A 15,075-nucleotide genomic window follows, 5' to 3' on the forward strand; every position below is an offset into this window, starting at 1 on the left:
CCCTTGTTGGTTATGGCTTTGGTTTTTGTTGATTTAGCCACGTTGGGAGGGGTGCCAGAAGGTCAGCGCCTTCTCTAACTTGGCGACCCCGCCGTAAAAGGCCGAACCGACGATTGCAGCAACCACAATCTCTGCCCAGACCAGATCCAGTGCCAGTTGACCGACACTGGTCGAAATCCGGAACCCCATGCCCTTGATAGGGGAGCCGAAAAATTCGGCCACAATGGCACCGATCAGCGCCAGCGTGGTGGTGATTTTCAATCCGTTGAAAATAAACGGCATCGCAGCAGGCAGACGCAGTTTGATCAGCGTTTGCATGTAGCTGGATGCGTAGGTCCGCATCAGATCGCGCTGCATCTTGTCGGTCGCTTGCAATCCTTCCACCGTGTTCACCAGCATGGGGAAGAAGACCATCACGACGACGACCGCTGCCTTGGATTGCCAATCAAAACCGAACCACATCACCAAAATGGGCGCCATGCCCACAATCGGTAGCGCGGCAACGAAATTGCCCACCGGCAAAAGGCCGCGTTGCAAGAACGGAAACCGGTCGATCACAATCGCTATCAGGAAGGCCGCGCCACAGCCAAGGATATACCCCGACAGCGCGCCTTTGATGACCGTCTGCACAAAGTCCTGCCACAGGATATCCAGCGACTGCACAAAGGTCACCGCAATGACCGATGGCGCTGGCAACAAGACGGGCGAGATTTCGAAACCGCGCACCGATGCCTCCCAGATCATCACCAGCGTCAGGCCAAAGGTCACTGGCACCATCAACGTGGTGAACCTGCTGGTCGGCTGCGCTGCCAGCCAGACATTTGCCCGCCAGCCGATAAGCCAGCTGATCACACCAATCGTGATCCACATCATTGCACCATCCCCATTCTTTTCAGCGTCATGCGCTGGATCGCCCCGATCATCGCCACCAGACAAGCCGCAAGGGCAGCCGCCATGATCAGCGCACTCCAGATCTGGATGGTCTGACCATAGTAACTGCCTGCCAGAAGCCGCGCGCCAAGACCGGCCACTGCACCTGTGGGCAATTCTCCCACGATGGCACCGACAAGCGAGGCCGCCATCGCCACCTTGAGAGAGGCAAAGAGAAACGGCATTGATGAAGGCAAACGCAGGCGCCAGAACTGCTGGCCCGCGGTGGCATTCCACGTGTGCATCTGGTCAAGCTGCATCTGATCAGGGCTGCGCAGCCCCTTCACCATACCGACCACCACGGGGAAGAAGGACAGATACATCGAAATCATGGCTTTCGGCAGCAGACCAGAAATGCCCACCGCGTTCAGGACAACAATGATCATCGGCGCGATGGCCAGAATAGGAATGGTCTGACTGGCAATAACCCAAGGCATCACAGACATGTCCATCACCCGGTTATAGACAATCCCAATCGCCAACAGGATGCCAAAGCCAGTGCCCATCACAAACCCCAGTATCGTCGCCGACAGGGTGATCCAGCTGTGATAGATCAGGCTGCGCTTGGAAAAGGCCCGGCCTTTAGCGACCATTTCGCCAGTGGTTTTCCAGATCTCTGCCGTCACCTGATGCGGGGCAGGTAGTTTAGGTTTCTTCTGCCTCCATGTCTCTGTGATCAGCTCGGAGAACGTCAGTTCAACACCGGCGCGTTTGGCCTGGTCCTTTGCCCACGGCGCATTCAGCGCAACCGCAGCGCCGTACCAGATCACGAATATCGCCGCGACGACAGTCAGGATGGGAAAGAGGTTTCTCATGCCACCCACTCCATCCTGATTTCTTCGACAGTCTCGGGCGGCTCTGGCATGTGGCGGCTGACCTCAACAAACCCTTCGCGGCGACGACAGTACAGCCCGCAAATACGGCCCAGCCCCAGATCATAGGGCAAGCAGCCCAGCACGCTGTCAGATTCTGCTTTGGTCGCCACCCAAATCTCCCGCTCCGGCAGGGCGCCACGGATGAAACCGGCGATCTTCTCCGAAACGTGGAGGGCAGGCACCCAATCCATCTCTGCCTCCCAGCTGCAGACGATATCGGCCATCGCAGGCACGTCACCAGTGGTGACGCGCTTGATCACAAAATCGGTCGCAAAATCATTGAACCTATCAGTCATAGGCATGCCCCGCACGCAGGCCCTCGCGGACGCGATGGGCGATGTCCAGAAATTCAGGGCTATCGCGGATGTCCAAGGGGCGGTCCTTGGGCAGTGTGCTTTCGATAACATCGGTGATCCGACCTGGACGCGGACTCATCACCACGATTTTAGTCGACAGATAGACCGCCTCGGGGATGGAGTGCGTCACAAACCCAATCGTCTTTTCCGTCCGCTCCCAGAGGTGCAACAGCTGCTCGTTCAGGTGATCACGCACAATTTCATCCAGCGCGCCAAAAGGCTCATCCATCAGCAGAATATCTGCATCAAAGGCCAGCGCACGGGCAATCGACGCCCGCTGCTGCATCCCGCCTGACAGCTGCCATGGGAACTTCTTCTCAAACCCTTCCAATTCTACCAGCTCCAGCACTCGCTTGATCCGATCCTGCTGATCGGCCTTGTCGTAGCCCATAATCTCCAGCGGGAGGGAAATGTTGCCGCCGATCGTGCGCCACGGGTAAAGGCCCGCGTGCTGAAACACATAGCCATAGGCGCGCGCTTTGCGTGCCTCTGCCGCGCTGACGCCATTCACCGTGATGCTGCCCGCAGTTGGATGTTCCAGATCCGCCATACAGCGCAAAAAGGTGGTTTTACCGCAGCCCGACGGGCCTATAAAACTGACGAAATCACCCTTGTGAATATCAAGGCTCACATCCTTCAGGGCATGCACGGGACCATCATTGGTCTGAAATGTCAGCGACAGTTCTTTGGCGCTGATCACGGTATTCTTGGTCACGTCCCCGTGCTCCATTCCTGTGTCTCCATCCGCATGCCTGCATTTCTTCAGCACACGTTTTCTTAATCTTGAGGGTCAACGACAAACGCCCCGAACAAGGTTCGGGGCGTGGTCAATTTTAGATCCCTGCGGGAATATTCATCGGGTCGCGGTTGATTTGCTTGGGCGCGGTCAGCTCTTTCCACTTGGACAGCGCAATCGAGGCCGAGTTGAAGGCAGGGCGCGGCACAAAACGTCCACGACCGGGCTGCGGCTGGCTGTTCTGCCCCCAAGCCCAGATCACCTCACCACGGCTAAGGGTGTAGCGCGCCTGTGCTTTCACCTGAAAATCCTCAAACACGTTGTAATCCAGGACAGAATGGTGGTTCGACGCGGAAATCGTCTTACTGATTTTCGGATCCCACACCACAATGTCAGCATCAGCGCCTTCAACGATCGCGCCCTTCTTGGGATAGATGTTGAGGATCTTCGCCACATTGGTGGAGGTCGCGGCAACAAATTCGTTCGGCGTCAGACGGCCAGTTTCCACACCTTCGGTCCACAGAACCGCCAGTCGTTCCTCCAGCCCGTTCGATCCGTTGGGGATCAGGCAGAAGTTGTCTTTGCCCATCAGTTTCTGTTCAGAGGTAAAGGCGGCATGATCCGTCGCAACCACCTGAAGACTGCCCGATTGCAGACCGGCCCACAAACTGTCCTGATGATCCTTCGACCGGAACGGCGGCGACATCACGCGACGTGCGGAATGCATCCAATCACCTTTGAAATATTCGCTCTCATCCAGTGTCAGGAACTGGATCAACGGCTCACCATAAACGCGCATGCCTTTCTGACGCGCCCGTCGGATCGCTTCATGCGCCTGTTCACAACTGACATGCACAATGTAGAGAGGTGTTCCAGCAGCATCAGCGATGGTGATTGCGCGGTTCGCCGCCTCGCCCTCAAACTCTGGCGGGCGGGAATAGGCGTGGCCTTCGGGGCCGGTGATGCCCTTGCCCAGCATTTCCTGCTGCAGATCGGCCACCAGATCGCCGTTCTCTGCATGCACCATCGGCAGCGCACCCAACTCCTTACAGCGCTTGAAGGAGGCATACATTTCGTCATCCTCGATCATCAGTGCGCCCTTGTAGGCCATAAAATGCTTGAACGAATTCACCCCCATATCGACCGCATCTTTCATCTCGTCAAAGATGGTTTCATTCCAACCTGTAATCGCCATGTGGTAGCCGATATCGGCACAGATCTGCGGCGCTGATTTGCGGTGCCATTCATTGATCGCGTTCTTGATCGACCCATCTTCGCCTGGCAGGCAGAAATCAACCAGCATGGTGGTCCCGCCCGTCGCTGCCGCCCAGGTGCCGCTCTCAAACGTCTCAGCCGCAGTGGTGCCCATGAAAGGCATCTCAAGGTGAGTGTGCGGATCGATCCCGCCGGGGATCACATAGGCGCCGGTCGCGTCGATGTATTCGTCGCCTTTCAGATCCTCGCCGATCTGTTTGATCACCTCACCCTCAATCAGCACATCGGCCTGCCAGGTACGGTCTGCGGTGCAAACGGTGCCGCCTTTGATCACTTTGGTTGTCATTTGTCTTTCTCCCTGAAACTGCCCCGGTTTCATCTTTCTTGAAATATTCCGGGAGGCCGGAGGATAGCGCCCCAGCCTTGTCACATGATCATTCGACGACCTGCGCGGTTTCCAGAACCGCATGCAGCAGCACATCGGTGCCCGCTGCGGCCCAAGGTTTACTAATCTCTTCCGCTTCATTGTGGCTGAGACCATCCACACAGGGACACATGATCATCGCGGTCGGTGCCACATCGTTGACCCAGCAGGCGTCATGGCCAGCGCCGGACACAATATCCATGTGCGAATAGCCAAGACGTTCTGCCGCATCACGCACAGCGTTGACACAGCCCTCATCAAAGGCGGGCGGATCGAACTGGCCGACGATTTCCCAGTCCAGCCCCACATCGATTTCGTCACAGAGCTTGGGCGCCCTCTCGGCAAACTCGGCCAGCATAGCGTCAATCACCTCTTGCAGATGAGAGCGGAAGTCGATGGTGAACACCACCTTGCCCGGAATGATGTTACGGGAATTCGGATAAACATCTACGTGGCCAATCGCACCGACGGAGTTTGGCTGATGTTTCATCGCAATCTCATGCACCAGCTCTGTGATACGGGCCAGGCCGCGACCAGCATTCTTGCGCATGGGCATCGGTGTGGATCCGGTGTGACTCTCTTTGCCAGTCACGGTACATTCAATCCAACGCAGCCCCTGTCCGTGGGTGACAACCCCAATGTCTTTGCCCTCGGCCTCCAGAATGGGGCCCTGTTCGATGTGCAGCTCAAACATCGCATGCATCTTGCGGGCGCCGACCTCTTCGTCGCCGACCCAGCCGATGCGCTGCAATTCATCGCCGAACCGCTTGCCGTCTGCGTCCACACGATCATAGGCCCAGTCCTGCGTGTGCCGGCCCGTGAATACGCCGGACGCCAGCATCGCCGGGGCGAAACGCGTACCTTCTTCGTTGGTCCAGTTGGTGACCACGATGGGGTGCTTGGTTTTGATATCCAGATCATTCAGCGTGCGGATAACCTCCAGCCCGCCGAGGACGCCCAGAACACCGTCATATTTGCCCCCTGTCGGCTGAGTGTCCAGATGGCTGCCCATATAGACCGGCAGAGCGTCAGGATTAGTGCCTGCGCGGGTAGCAAACATATTGCCCATCGTATCCAACCCCATGGTCATACCCGCCGCCTCGCACCAGTTTTGGAACAGGGCGCGGCCTTCGGCGTCCTCATCAGTCAGAGTCTGTCGATTGTTGCCACCGGCAATTCCGGGACCAATTTTGGCCATCTCCATCAGACTGTCCCACAGACGGTCGCTATTGATCTTTAGATTTTCACCCGGCGCAGACATGCCGTTCTCCCTCTCCATTGGTGGGTGAAGAGGCTCGCCGCTGCGCTCTGAAGCCTCTGACGGGCTTTTACGATAGACCTTGTTTTCTGGTCTTTTATGGCTGGAGAGCGGCGCCCTCTTGCTGAATTTTTACCACTTGGTAAATTGACGATTGCCAACGTTGGGGCACCTGTCAAGAAAACTCTTCCATCGACTGTGCCAAGATGTCCAACTAATCAGCGCAAGATTATTTTGTTGGCACAGCAGTCCGAGGTCCAGATGACGCAGCGCGAAACACCCCTTGCCGCCCCCGCAGAACAGGGCGGCGAAAAGAAACTGAGCCGCATTCAACAGCGCAACCGCACCCGAATTATGGAGGCAGCACTGGACGTTTTTGCCGCCCACGGATTTCGCGGAGCAACGCTGGATCAGATCGCCAAAGCGGCGGGACTGTCAAAACCGAACCTGCTTTATTATTTCGATGGCAAGGAAGCGATCCATGTGATGTTGCTGAACCGGCTGATGGAGACATGGCTGAACCCGCTAGAGGAGATGGACCCCAACGGCGACCCGCTGGAAGAGGTCATGGACTACATTCATGGCAAGCTGCAAATGAGCCGTGAGTTCCCTCGCGAATCGCGCCTTTTTGCCAATGAGATCCTGCAAGGTGCCCCCCGGATGAAACCGCATCTGGAAAGCAGTCTGAAACCTCTGGTCGATGAAAAAACAGCCCTGCTGCGTCAGTGGATGGATAACGGCAAGCTGGCAGCAGTCGATCCACGCCACCTGCTGTATTCAATCTGGGCGACCACGCAGCACTATGCGGATTTCGAGGTTCAGATTGATGTGCTCAAGCCCGATGACGAAGACCCGATCGAGGGCGCCGATACCTATCTGGACACGCTGTTTCGCAAACTGCTGACGCCGTGAGATGAAGCACAGCGGGTTGGAGCGCGGACCCCAACCCTGTCGGGCCTCCCCCGGAGTATTTTTGGAACATTGAAAGCTTGTCAGAGGCGTGTGCACTCTCTTTGATAGACGCGTGTCGTTGGAGGGAAATGCATGACCTTAGAAAGCTGGCTGACCTATGTGATCGCCTATGCGGTTTTGTCCATCGTTCCAGGCCCCAGTGTCCTGATGGTGATTGGGCAAGCGCTGTCGCGCGGGCGGCGCGCGGCATTTCGCTGTATATTTGGCGATCTCACCGGCGGGATTGTTGTCATGACCGCGTCGTACCTTGGGCTGGGGGTGATCCTTGCCTCCTCGGCCTTGGCCTTCAGCGTGATGAAATGGGTCGGGGTCGGTTACATGGCCTACCTCGGAGTGCAGCAGATCATTGCGACCCGCGGGTTGCGGGATGTTGCGCAAGCGGCGCCAACTACGTCGCGCGGTAGCGTTCGGGCAGGGTTCCTGACCGGCGTGCTGAACCCAAAGGCGATCATGTTCTATATGGCATTTCTGGCGCAATTCATTGATCCCAGCGTGCCGCAGTTGCCGCAATTCCTGATCTTGATGACCAGCTCCACCTTGGTGGTGGCCCTTGTGTTGGGCAGCTATGCGCTATTGGCCAGTGTGGTGAGCAGACAGCTACAAAGCCTGAGCGCACGCAAGCGCATGGGGTATGCTGGTGGCACTGCCCTGCTGGGCGGCAGTGCGATGATGGCGACGACGCGGTAAGGCCAAAACGTAACAGACCCCGCCAATCACAGGCGGGGTCTTTGGCGGGGTCTTTGATTACATCTCTCCCTCAGCGATCACTCACTCAGCCGCCGTCACATTCGACGGATTGTTGGGGTGCTGGGTCCAGTTGCCGTATTCATCAGGCACCGTTTCACCGGTGCGCTCGTCCAGTTCGCCGGCAGCGACCTGTTCCATGGTGATGCAATTTTCAATCGGGCAGACGTTAACGCAGAGGTTACAAGCCACGCATTCGTCGTCTTTGACGGTAAATGTGCGGTCCTCTGACATATCAATCGCTTGATGGCTGGTGTCCTCACACGCCGCATAGCAACGGCCGCATTTGATGCAGGCGTCTTGGTCGATTTTGGCCTTGGTCACATAGTTCAGGTTCAGGTACTGCCAGTCGGTCACATTCGGCACCGCACGGCCCACCAACTCACTGGTGGCGGTCATACCTTTGCGATCCATATAATCGCTGAGGCCCGAAATCATTTCCTGCACGACTTTAAAACCGTAGGTCATCGCAGCCGTACAGACCTGCACGTTGCCTGCGCCCAGCGCCATGAACTCTGCCGCATCACGCCATGTGGTCACACCACCAATGCCAGAGATAGGCAACTTCGCGGTTTCGGGGCTGCGGGCAATCTCCGCCACCATGTTCAAAGCAATGGGTTTCACCGCTGGGCCGCAATAACCGCCGTGGGTGCCTTTGCCATCAATGGTAGGTTCGGGCGCAAAATCATCCAAATCGACTGAGGTGATAGAGTTGATCGTGTTGATCAGACTGACTGCATCCGCACCACCACGCAGTGCGGCCTCTGCCGGTTTGCGCACATCGGTGATGTTAGGCGTCAGCTTAACGATGCAAGGCATCGATGAATGGTGCTTTACCCAAGATGTCACCATCTCGATATATTCCGGCACCTGCCCCACGGCCGATCCCATGCCCCGTTCCGCCATCCCGTGAGGACAGCCGAAATTCAGCTCCACCCCGTCAGCACCGGTATCTTCAATACGGTGCAGGATGTCCTTCCAGCTTTCCTCATCACAGGGCACCATGAGAGAGATAATGACCGCGCGATCAGGGTAATCACGCTTTACCGACTTAATCTCGCGCAGATTGGTTTCCAGCGGACGGTCGGTAATCAGCTCAATATTATTGAGACCCAGAAGGCGACGGTCCGCGCCCCAGATCGCGCCGTATCGCGGGCCGTTGACGTTGACCACGGGCGGGCCTTCGGCACCAAGGGTCTTCCAGACCACACCACCCCAGCCAGCCTCAAAGGCACGGCGGACGTTGTATTCCTTGTCAGTCGGTGGCGCAGAAGCCAGCCAGAACGGGTTGGGGGATTTGATCCCGATGAATTCACTGGTGAGATCGGCCATTGTGCTATCTCCTTCCTCGGTTACGCCGACAGGGCGGCGTGAATGTCTTCAGCTGCATCGCGGCCTTCGGCCACGGCGGTCACCGTCAGGTCATCCCCGCCCGAGGCACAATCACCCCCGGCCCAGACACCTTTCAGGCTGGTACGTCCGCCGTCGGTGACAGTGATCTTACCGCGGTCGACTGCGGGCAGATCATCGCCGCCAAGCTGCTGACCGATGGCCTTGAACACCTGATCAGCGGCAAGACGCACAGTTTCACCTGTGGGCTGCAGGTTATCGTCGGTGTAATCAAATTCGATCTCTTGCACCGCGCCATTGCCAATCACCGTTTTGGGTGAGGCATTGGTGATGATGCGCACACCTTTGGTCGCCGCCAGTTCTTGTTCAAAGGCAGAGGCGTTCATGCGATCCTTGCCGCGGCGGTAAACCAGACTGACGTTCAACGCGCCCAGCAGTTTCGCCTGCACAGCCGCATCTACAGCGGTCATGCCGCCGCCGATCACCACCACGTCGCGACCAATGGCGACCCCCGCCAGATCCTCCGCCTGACGCAGTTCAGCGATGAAATCGACCGCGTCAAGCACGCCATTCTTGTCCTCACCGTCAACGCCCAGTGCGTTCACACCCGCCAGACCGATGCCGAGAAACACAGCGTCATGATCCGCCTTCAACCGATCCAGCGACAGGCCAGCGCCCAGCCCCTTGCCGTGCTGCACGGTGATACCACCGATCTGCATCAGCCAGGCGACCTCTTTTTCCGCAAATCCATCGACAGATTTATAGGCGGCAATACCAAATTCGTTCAGCCCACCTGCCTTAGCACGGGCGTCGTAGATGGTGACATCATGCCCCTTCATCGCCAGACGGTGGGCACAGGACAGACCGGCAGGTCCGGCACCAACAACGGCAATATGCTTGTCGGTAGCAGCCGCACGGGTGAAGGGATGCACACCTGCCGCCATCAACGTATCGGTGGCGTAGCGCTGCAGGTTGCCAATCTCCACCGGCTTTCCTTCGGCAGTTTCGCGAACACAGGCCTGTTCACACAGCGTTTCGGTCGGGCACACACGGGCGCACATGCCGCCCAGAATATTCTGCTCCAAAATCGTCTTCGCCGCTGCTTCGGGCGTGCCGGTAGCAATCTGTCGGATGAACAGAGGAATATCGATGTCGGTCGGACAGGCCGTCATGCACGGCGCGTCGTGGCAGAAATAGCAACGATCCGCAGCGACCAGCGCTTCGTGATCGTCAAGAGGGGGATGAAGATCGGAAAAATTGTCCGCCAGATCCCCCGAAGGAAGCCGCCCTGCAACAATGCCTGGCGTCAGCGCGTTCGAAGTCATGTGTACCTCCACTGAGCTTGGTTTTGTCTTTATTTTTGCGACTCAGCTTGCACTGATTTTGTTTTTTTCCAAATGGTAAAATTTAGGCATTTTGGAAAGTTAAATAATTCCAAAGCATTGCTGACCCTCAGTATTGCCCAGATGCGGCCCACTATCCTCACTGATGAGGATATAATCACTCCAACACAGGAGGTAGTGCCTGTGCCAGACAGCCGGTCTTGCGCCCCAGATAGCCCACTATCATGCAGGGCACGCGGGGCCAAGGCCACGCCATTTGACCCCGAAGGAGACACGCGATGGGACTGCCCTTTTTCTCTGGCAAGGATCGTCCGGTTCACCTTGGTCCCTACCCTTTGGAACGGTTGCGCCGGGTCGATACCGCCGACCTGTCGAAAGTGCCCGCGTGGCAACCGGTCAGCTTTCGCCGTCCGGACGCTCCAGAAAGCATCGTCAATGCGATGGGCGAATATCAGGCGATGCTGGATGCGATCCGCGACGGTGGGGTGAACCGCCTGCAATCAGACATTCCCAGTAATCCGCAGGATCGCGCCAACCACCTAAAGGCCTTTGGCTATTTCAACGACGCCAGCATGGTCGGCATCTGCCGCCTGCCAGACAGCGCCCGTCTGCCTGCCCCTGTGCTGAACCCCGATATCGCCCGTCTGGCCGAGGCGCTGCAAACCCGCCAGACCAAAACGCTGGCCTCTGGCATCGACATGATCATGGCCGAGCTGAAAGAGGCGATGGCAGCCCCACCGTCATCGATCCGCGATCACGAATATGCGCTGGTCTTTCTCTACGAATCCCCCCGCGATCCTGAAGGGGACGAGGCAGGCACCGACTGGATACAAGATGCACAGGCTCAACGCGCCTGCCTACGCGCCAATGAAACGGCGGCGGTTCTGGCGAACTACATCCGCCTGCTGGGATGGGGGGCCAAGGCGCATTCAGGTGGATCATCTGACGTGGATCTGAACCGCCTGGCCGTCGCCGCCGGTCTGGCTACGGTGGAAAATGGCCAGTTGGTCGCACCTTGGCTTGGGGGGCGGTTTGGTCTGGCCGCTGTGACCTGCACATTGCCTGTCGCCACCGATCAGCCACTTGCCCCGATGGTGCAGCAGCCGTGGCGTGCTACATCCGGGCCTGCGTGGGTGCTGGGACTTGGCAGCGAAAAGTCAGCACTGAACCGCGACCTCTTTGCCAAGCGGCGCTTTGCCGATGGCGGCCATCCGTTTGAACGACTGAAACGAGTGGAGGCCCCCACCACCTATATTGACGAACCCAACGTAGCCCGCGTGCCCAAACGTACCGATATGTTCGCCCGCGCCCTGTTTGGCGACATGGGGAAACACGTGCAGGAGGCGACAAAAAACGGCCACTACGTGCGCAAATCCGCACCCAGCTTTGCCCAGCGCCGCGCCCTTGGTGCCTTTGTTGTGATCCAGAACGGTGACCCGAATCCAGAGGGACCGCGCCCCGCGGATGCAGAACGCAACGCCTTGAATATCAAGGCAACCAGCTACTTCCTTGGCGCGGATGCTGTGGGCCTTAGCCGGTGTCCGGATTTTGCGTGGTACAGCCATGACGCTGCGGGCGAAGAAATCACGCCGCGCCACGGTAACGCCATTTCGATGATCATTGATCAAGGCCGCGAAACGATGGAGGGGTCGTCAGGCGACGACTGGATCGCAGTGGCGCAGTCAATGCGCGCCTACCTGCGGTTTTCGCTCTTGGGCGGGGTCATTGCGCAGCAGATCCGCAACCTTGGCTATTCGGCCAAGGCGCACACGGTGATGGATGGTGAGGTGTTGCAGCCGCCCTTGTTGTTGCTAAGCGGTCTGGGCGAGGTCAGTCGCATTGGTGAGGTGATCCTGAACCCCTACCTTGGCCCCCGCCTGAAATCCGGCGTGGTGACCACCGACATGCCGGTGGCACATGACAAGCCAATTGATTTTGGCCTGCAGAAATTCTGCGAGAGCTGCAACAAATGCGCCCGGGAATGCCCGTCCGGCGCGATCACTGCTGGCCCCAAGCTGATGTTTAACGGCTATGAGATCTGGAAATCCGACAGCCAGAAATGCGCCACCTACCGGATCACCACACCGGGCGGCGCGATGTGTGGGCGGTGTATGAAAACCTGCCCATGGAACCTAGAGGGTCTATTTTCAGAGGCGCCGTTCCGTTGGGCCGCCTCAAACATTCCCGCCGCCGCGCCGGTGTTGGCAAAGCTGGATGACCGTCTTGGCAACGGTGGGCTGAATGATGTGAAAAAATGGTGGTGGGACATCGAGCTGTCAGATGATGGTGCCTACTATCCCAGCAAACACCCGCTGAACCGTCGTGATCTGCAGATCGATCTTGACCTGCGTTATGAGGATCAGACATTGGCGGTCTATCCCGCCCATTTAGCCCCGCCGCCGTGGCCCTATCCCTTCCCTATGGATCGCGAGGCAGGGATTGCCGCCTATCAGGCGATGATCCCGGCGCAGGAATATCGTCAGCGATTGGCAGCGGGCGACCTCACCATGCTGCACCGCTATCAGGTGGACACTGCCGACGCGCCGGTGATCCGTGTCGCGGTCAGCAAGGTCGAAGCGATGACCGCCGACGTAACCAAGTATGAATTCACCACCCTAGACGGCGCGCCGCTGCCAAATTGGACCGCTGGCGCCCATCTGGACGTGTTGGTCGCGCCAGAGTTCCTGCGCCAGTATTCCATGTCCGGCGATCCGTCGATCACTGCCAGCTATCAGATTGGCGTCCTGCGCGAGGATGAGGGGCGCGGCGGCTCTGCCCTGCTGCACCGGATCTTTGAGGAAGGGCGCAAGGTCTTTATCTCAAAACCCATCAATCACTTCCCACTGGTGGAGGCGGCGACCAAAACCTTCCTCATGGGCGGCGGCATCGGTATCACCCCGATGATCGCCTTTGCCCATCGCCTGCACGCCTTGGGCAGTGATTTTGCCCTGCACTATTCCTGTTCCAACCGCGATAGCGCCGGTTATCTGGACGATCTTGCGATGATGCCTTGGGCAGACAAAGTGCATTATCATTTTACTGATGAGGGCACACGTGCCGATCTGGACGCGATTCTCGCAGGCTACAGTGACGGCTGGCATGTCTACACCTGCGGGCCAGATCGCTATATGGCAGGCGTAATGGAGGCGGCAGAACGTCAGGGTTTCCCTGAAGACACCCGCCATCTGGAATATTTCAACGTCCCTGATCAGCCAGACTATGAAAATCACTCTTTCACCCTGAAACTGCGCGATGGGCGTCGTCTGGACGTACCAGCGGATAAAACCGCCAGCGATATCTTGATTGCAAATGGCGTGCATGTGGACGTGAAATGTGCCGATGGCATCTGCGGCGTGTGTAAATGCGGGTTGCTTGCAGGTGAGGTTGAACACCGCGATTTCGTTCTGTCCAACGCCCAACGCGAAAACAGCATCATCCTGTGTCAGTCACGCGCGGCAGAAGCGGGAGGTGAGGTTATGATTGATTTGTGACGTGTTGCACATGCCACAGAACGCAGGGTCAAATCCGAACGGACAGATTCTGCAATTGCAATATGAAATGCTGCACCGTAGCATTTCGGTATGACCAGCAAAACACGCCTTTCCAAAGCTGACTGGTTGCACGCCGGTTTTTCCGCCCTCGCTGAGGGCGGCCCCAACGCATTGAAGGCGGAGCCGCTGGCCCGACGGTTGGCGACTTCCAAGGGATCATTTTACTGGCACTTTGCCGATGTCGCTGCCTTTCAGACAGCCATGCTAGATGTGTGGGAAGCTGAGGCTCTGACGGCCCTGACCACGGTGATTGAGGAAGAGGCAAACGCAGGCGCCCGCCTGCGCCGTCTGGCAGAAGACATCACCGATTACAGCAGCTCTGTCACCGCAGACACGAACCCTGAACAACTGATCCGTGCCTGGGCGAAGGACGCGCCGATGGTCGCCGCACGGCTGGCCAAAGTGGATGAGCTACGGCTGGATCTGTTAAACGGACTGCTAAAGGAAAGCGGGATTTCCAATCCCGATTGGGGGCGTTTGATCCTGGCCTCCTCCATCGGGTTAAAGGATCTGCCACAGACGGCGGGCGGCGCATCGATGGGATCGCTGATTGATCTGGTGATGTCCCTGCGCTAAGGCACCGACCCGCCCCTATCTCAACAACCGATCAATAAACCGCTGACGCGCCTCTGGCAGTGGACGACCGCGGGTGCCTGAGGCCAGTGATTTTTGCAGGAAATGCCCTGTCGTGCGAAGGCCCAAAGCCACTTCGCGTGGGTCTGGGTCCAACCCACCTTTGAGCGCAAAAGGCAAAGGCAGCAACCGATCCGCCCATTCGCCCGCCGCCTCACGCGATACTGCGCGACCCGTTTTTGGCGACACATAGGCCAGCTCCTGCGTCTTGCCCGTCACCGCACATTGACTAAGGTCGAGGCCATAGCCCAACTCTTCCAGCAACGCCTCTTCCCAGCGTAGGTACGCCAGCGGCCACAAATCGTGTTCGTCCAGAATATCAAACAGCGCCTTGGTGCGTTCATAGAATTCGGGATGTGCCTCCCGCTCTGGCAGGCAATGAACCAGCAGCGCACAGACCGCGTTCAGCCCCGCCAACGCCTGACGGTCCTGCATCACCATCGCCGCGCGGCTGCGCAGGGGCTCCACAGTGTAGCTACCGATGTGATCCTCTAACCGTGCCCGCCATTGCACATCCAGCTGCGCGCCGGGTTGCAGATGCGGTGCAATCTTGCGGCTGGTTGCGCCGCGCATGATACCGGCATGGATGCCGCGGGTGAGCGTAAAAACCTCTAATATCGCAGAGGTTTCGCCGTGCTTGCGCACTGCCAGCAATATGCCCTGATCACGCCATTCCATGCTGCACTGT

Annotated in this window: 13 protein-coding genes; 4 read left to right on the forward strand and 9 right to left on the reverse strand. The window is 58.0% G+C overall.

Annotated elements, in window-relative coordinates; genetic code table 11:
• Positions 1-33 precede the first annotated feature (33 nt).
• The 6 genes from MHM86_RS09495 to MHM86_RS09520 form a co-directional block, all read right to left on the reverse strand.
• A complete protein-coding gene (locus MHM86_RS09495) occupies positions 34-873 on the reverse strand; it encodes an ABC transporter permease (RefSeq protein WP_239198352.1) in 840 nt (279 codons plus the stop codon).
• Positions 870-1,745, reverse strand: coding sequence for an ABC transporter permease (locus MHM86_RS09500; protein WP_239198355.1), 876 nt, complete (start codon positions 1,743-1,745; stop codon positions 870-872). Before MHM86_RS09500 ends, MHM86_RS09495 begins: the two co-directional genes overlap by 4 nt.
• Positions 1,742-2,101, reverse strand: a complete 360-nt coding sequence (locus tag MHM86_RS09505; protein ID WP_239198358.1) for a hypothetical protein — start codon at positions 2,099-2,101, stop codon at positions 1,742-1,744. The genes MHM86_RS09500 and MHM86_RS09505 overlap by 4 nt, the downstream gene beginning before the upstream one ends.
• Entirely contained in the window at positions 2,094-2,876 is a 783-nt protein-coding gene (locus MHM86_RS09510) for an ABC transporter ATP-binding protein (protein WP_239198361.1), read from the reverse strand. The genes MHM86_RS09505 and MHM86_RS09510 overlap by 8 nt, the downstream gene beginning before the upstream one ends.
• Before the next feature lie 118 nt (positions 2,877-2,994).
• Positions 2,995-4,458: a dihydropyrimidinase gene (gene hydA / locus MHM86_RS09515; RefSeq protein WP_239198364.1), complete on the reverse strand. Its 1,464-nt coding sequence runs from the start codon at positions 4,456-4,458 to the stop codon at positions 2,995-2,997.
• 88 nt (positions 4,459-4,546) lie between these two features.
• On the reverse strand, positions 4,547-5,797 hold the full coding sequence (locus tag MHM86_RS09520; RefSeq protein WP_239198367.1) for a Zn-dependent hydrolase: 1,251 nt from the start codon (positions 5,795-5,797) through the stop codon (positions 4,547-4,549).
• A gap of 258 nt (positions 5,798-6,055) precedes the next feature.
• Here MHM86_RS09520 and MHM86_RS09525 point away from each other — a divergent pair, with 258 nt between their 5' ends.
• Together MHM86_RS09525 and MHM86_RS09530 are read left to right on the forward strand one after the other, a co-directional pair.
• Positions 6,056-6,706 carry a TetR family transcriptional regulator C-terminal domain-containing protein gene (locus MHM86_RS09525; RefSeq protein WP_239198663.1) on the forward strand — a complete coding sequence of 217 codons (651 nt, stop codon included), beginning with the start codon at positions 6,056-6,058 and terminating at the stop codon, positions 6,704-6,706.
• Between the two features lie 132 nt (positions 6,707-6,838).
• Entirely contained in the window at positions 6,839-7,453 is a 615-nt protein-coding gene (locus MHM86_RS09530) for a LysE family translocator (protein ID WP_239198370.1), read from the forward strand.
• Between the two features lie 81 nt (positions 7,454-7,534).
• On the opposite strand, the gene preA is transcribed toward MHM86_RS09530, so the two are convergent.
• Complete coding sequence (preA, locus tag MHM86_RS09535) at positions 7,535-8,842, reverse strand: NAD-dependent dihydropyrimidine dehydrogenase subunit PreA (RefSeq protein ID WP_239198373.1); 1,308 nt, start codon at positions 8,840-8,842, stop codon at positions 7,535-7,537.
• Positions 8,843-8,862: 20 nt separating this feature from the next.
• Positions 8,863-10,185, reverse strand: a complete 1,323-nt coding sequence (locus MHM86_RS09540; protein WP_239198376.1) for an NAD(P)-dependent oxidoreductase — start codon at positions 10,183-10,185, stop codon at positions 8,863-8,865.
• Between the two features lie 296 nt (positions 10,186-10,481).
• Here MHM86_RS09540 and MHM86_RS09545 point away from each other — a divergent pair, with 296 nt between their 5' ends.
• Together MHM86_RS09545 and MHM86_RS09550 are read left to right on the forward strand one after the other, a co-directional pair.
• Entirely contained in the window at positions 10,482-13,694 is a 3,213-nt protein-coding gene (locus MHM86_RS09545; RefSeq protein ID WP_239198379.1) for a reductive dehalogenase, read from the forward strand.
• Between the two features lie 90 nt (positions 13,695-13,784).
• Positions 13,785-14,330 (forward strand): TetR/AcrR family transcriptional regulator, encoded by a 546-nt coding sequence (locus tag MHM86_RS09550; protein ID WP_239198382.1) that lies wholly within the window; start codon positions 13,785-13,787, stop codon positions 14,328-14,330.
• A gap of 15 nt (positions 14,331-14,345) precedes the next feature.
• Here the strand turns inward: MHM86_RS09550 and recO are convergent, their stop codons facing one another.
• A complete protein-coding gene (gene recO / locus MHM86_RS09555; RefSeq protein ID WP_239198385.1) occupies positions 14,346-15,065 on the reverse strand; it encodes a DNA repair protein RecO in 720 nt (239 codons plus the stop codon).
• Between the last annotated feature and the right edge of the window lie 10 nt (positions 15,066-15,075).

The organism is Thalassobius sp. Cn5-15 (assembly GCF_022347685.1).
Taxonomy (GTDB): domain Bacteria; phylum Pseudomonadota; class Alphaproteobacteria; order Rhodobacterales; family Rhodobacteraceae; genus Thalassobius.

Bases quoted from the DNA above. Each gene is read 5' to 3' on its own strand.
- MHM86_RS09495 (WP_239198352.1), bottom strand. From the start codon at position 873: ATGATGTGGATCACGATTGGTGTGATCAGCTGGCTTATCGGCTGGCGG.
- MHM86_RS09500 (WP_239198355.1), bottom strand. From the start codon at position 1,745: ATGAGAAACCTCTTTCCCATCCTGACTGTCGTCGCGGCGATATTCGTG.
- MHM86_RS09505 (WP_239198358.1), bottom strand. From the start codon at position 2,101: ATGACTGATAGGTTCAATGATTTTGCGACCGATTTTGTGATCAAGCGC.
- hydA (WP_239198364.1), bottom strand. From the start codon at position 4,458: ATGACAACCAAAGTGATCAAAGGCGGCACCGTTTGCACCGCAGACCGT.
- MHM86_RS09520 (WP_239198367.1), bottom strand. From the start codon at position 5,797: ATGTCTGCGCCGGGTGAAAATCTAAAGATCAATAGCGACCGTCTGTGG.
- MHM86_RS09525 (WP_239198663.1), top strand. From the start codon at position 6,056: ATGACGCAGCGCGAAACACCCCTTGCCGCCCCCGCAGAACAGGGCGGC.
- MHM86_RS09530 (WP_239198370.1), top strand. From the start codon at position 6,839: ATGACCTTAGAAAGCTGGCTGACCTATGTGATCGCCTATGCGGTTTTG.
- preA (WP_239198373.1), bottom strand. From the start codon at position 8,842: ATGGCCGATCTCACCAGTGAATTCATCGGGATCAAATCCCCCAACCCG.
- MHM86_RS09540 (WP_239198376.1), bottom strand. From the start codon at position 10,185: ATGACTTCGAACGCGCTGACGCCAGGCATTGTTGCAGGGCGGCTTCCT.
- MHM86_RS09545 (WP_239198379.1), top strand. From the start codon at position 10,482: ATGGGACTGCCCTTTTTCTCTGGCAAGGATCGTCCGGTTCACCTTGGT.
- MHM86_RS09550 (WP_239198382.1), top strand. From the start codon at position 13,785: ATGACCAGCAAAACACGCCTTTCCAAAGCTGACTGGTTGCACGCCGGT.
- recO (WP_239198385.1), bottom strand. From the start codon at position 15,065: ATGGAATGGCGTGATCAGGGCATATTGCTGGCAGTGCGCAAGCACGGC.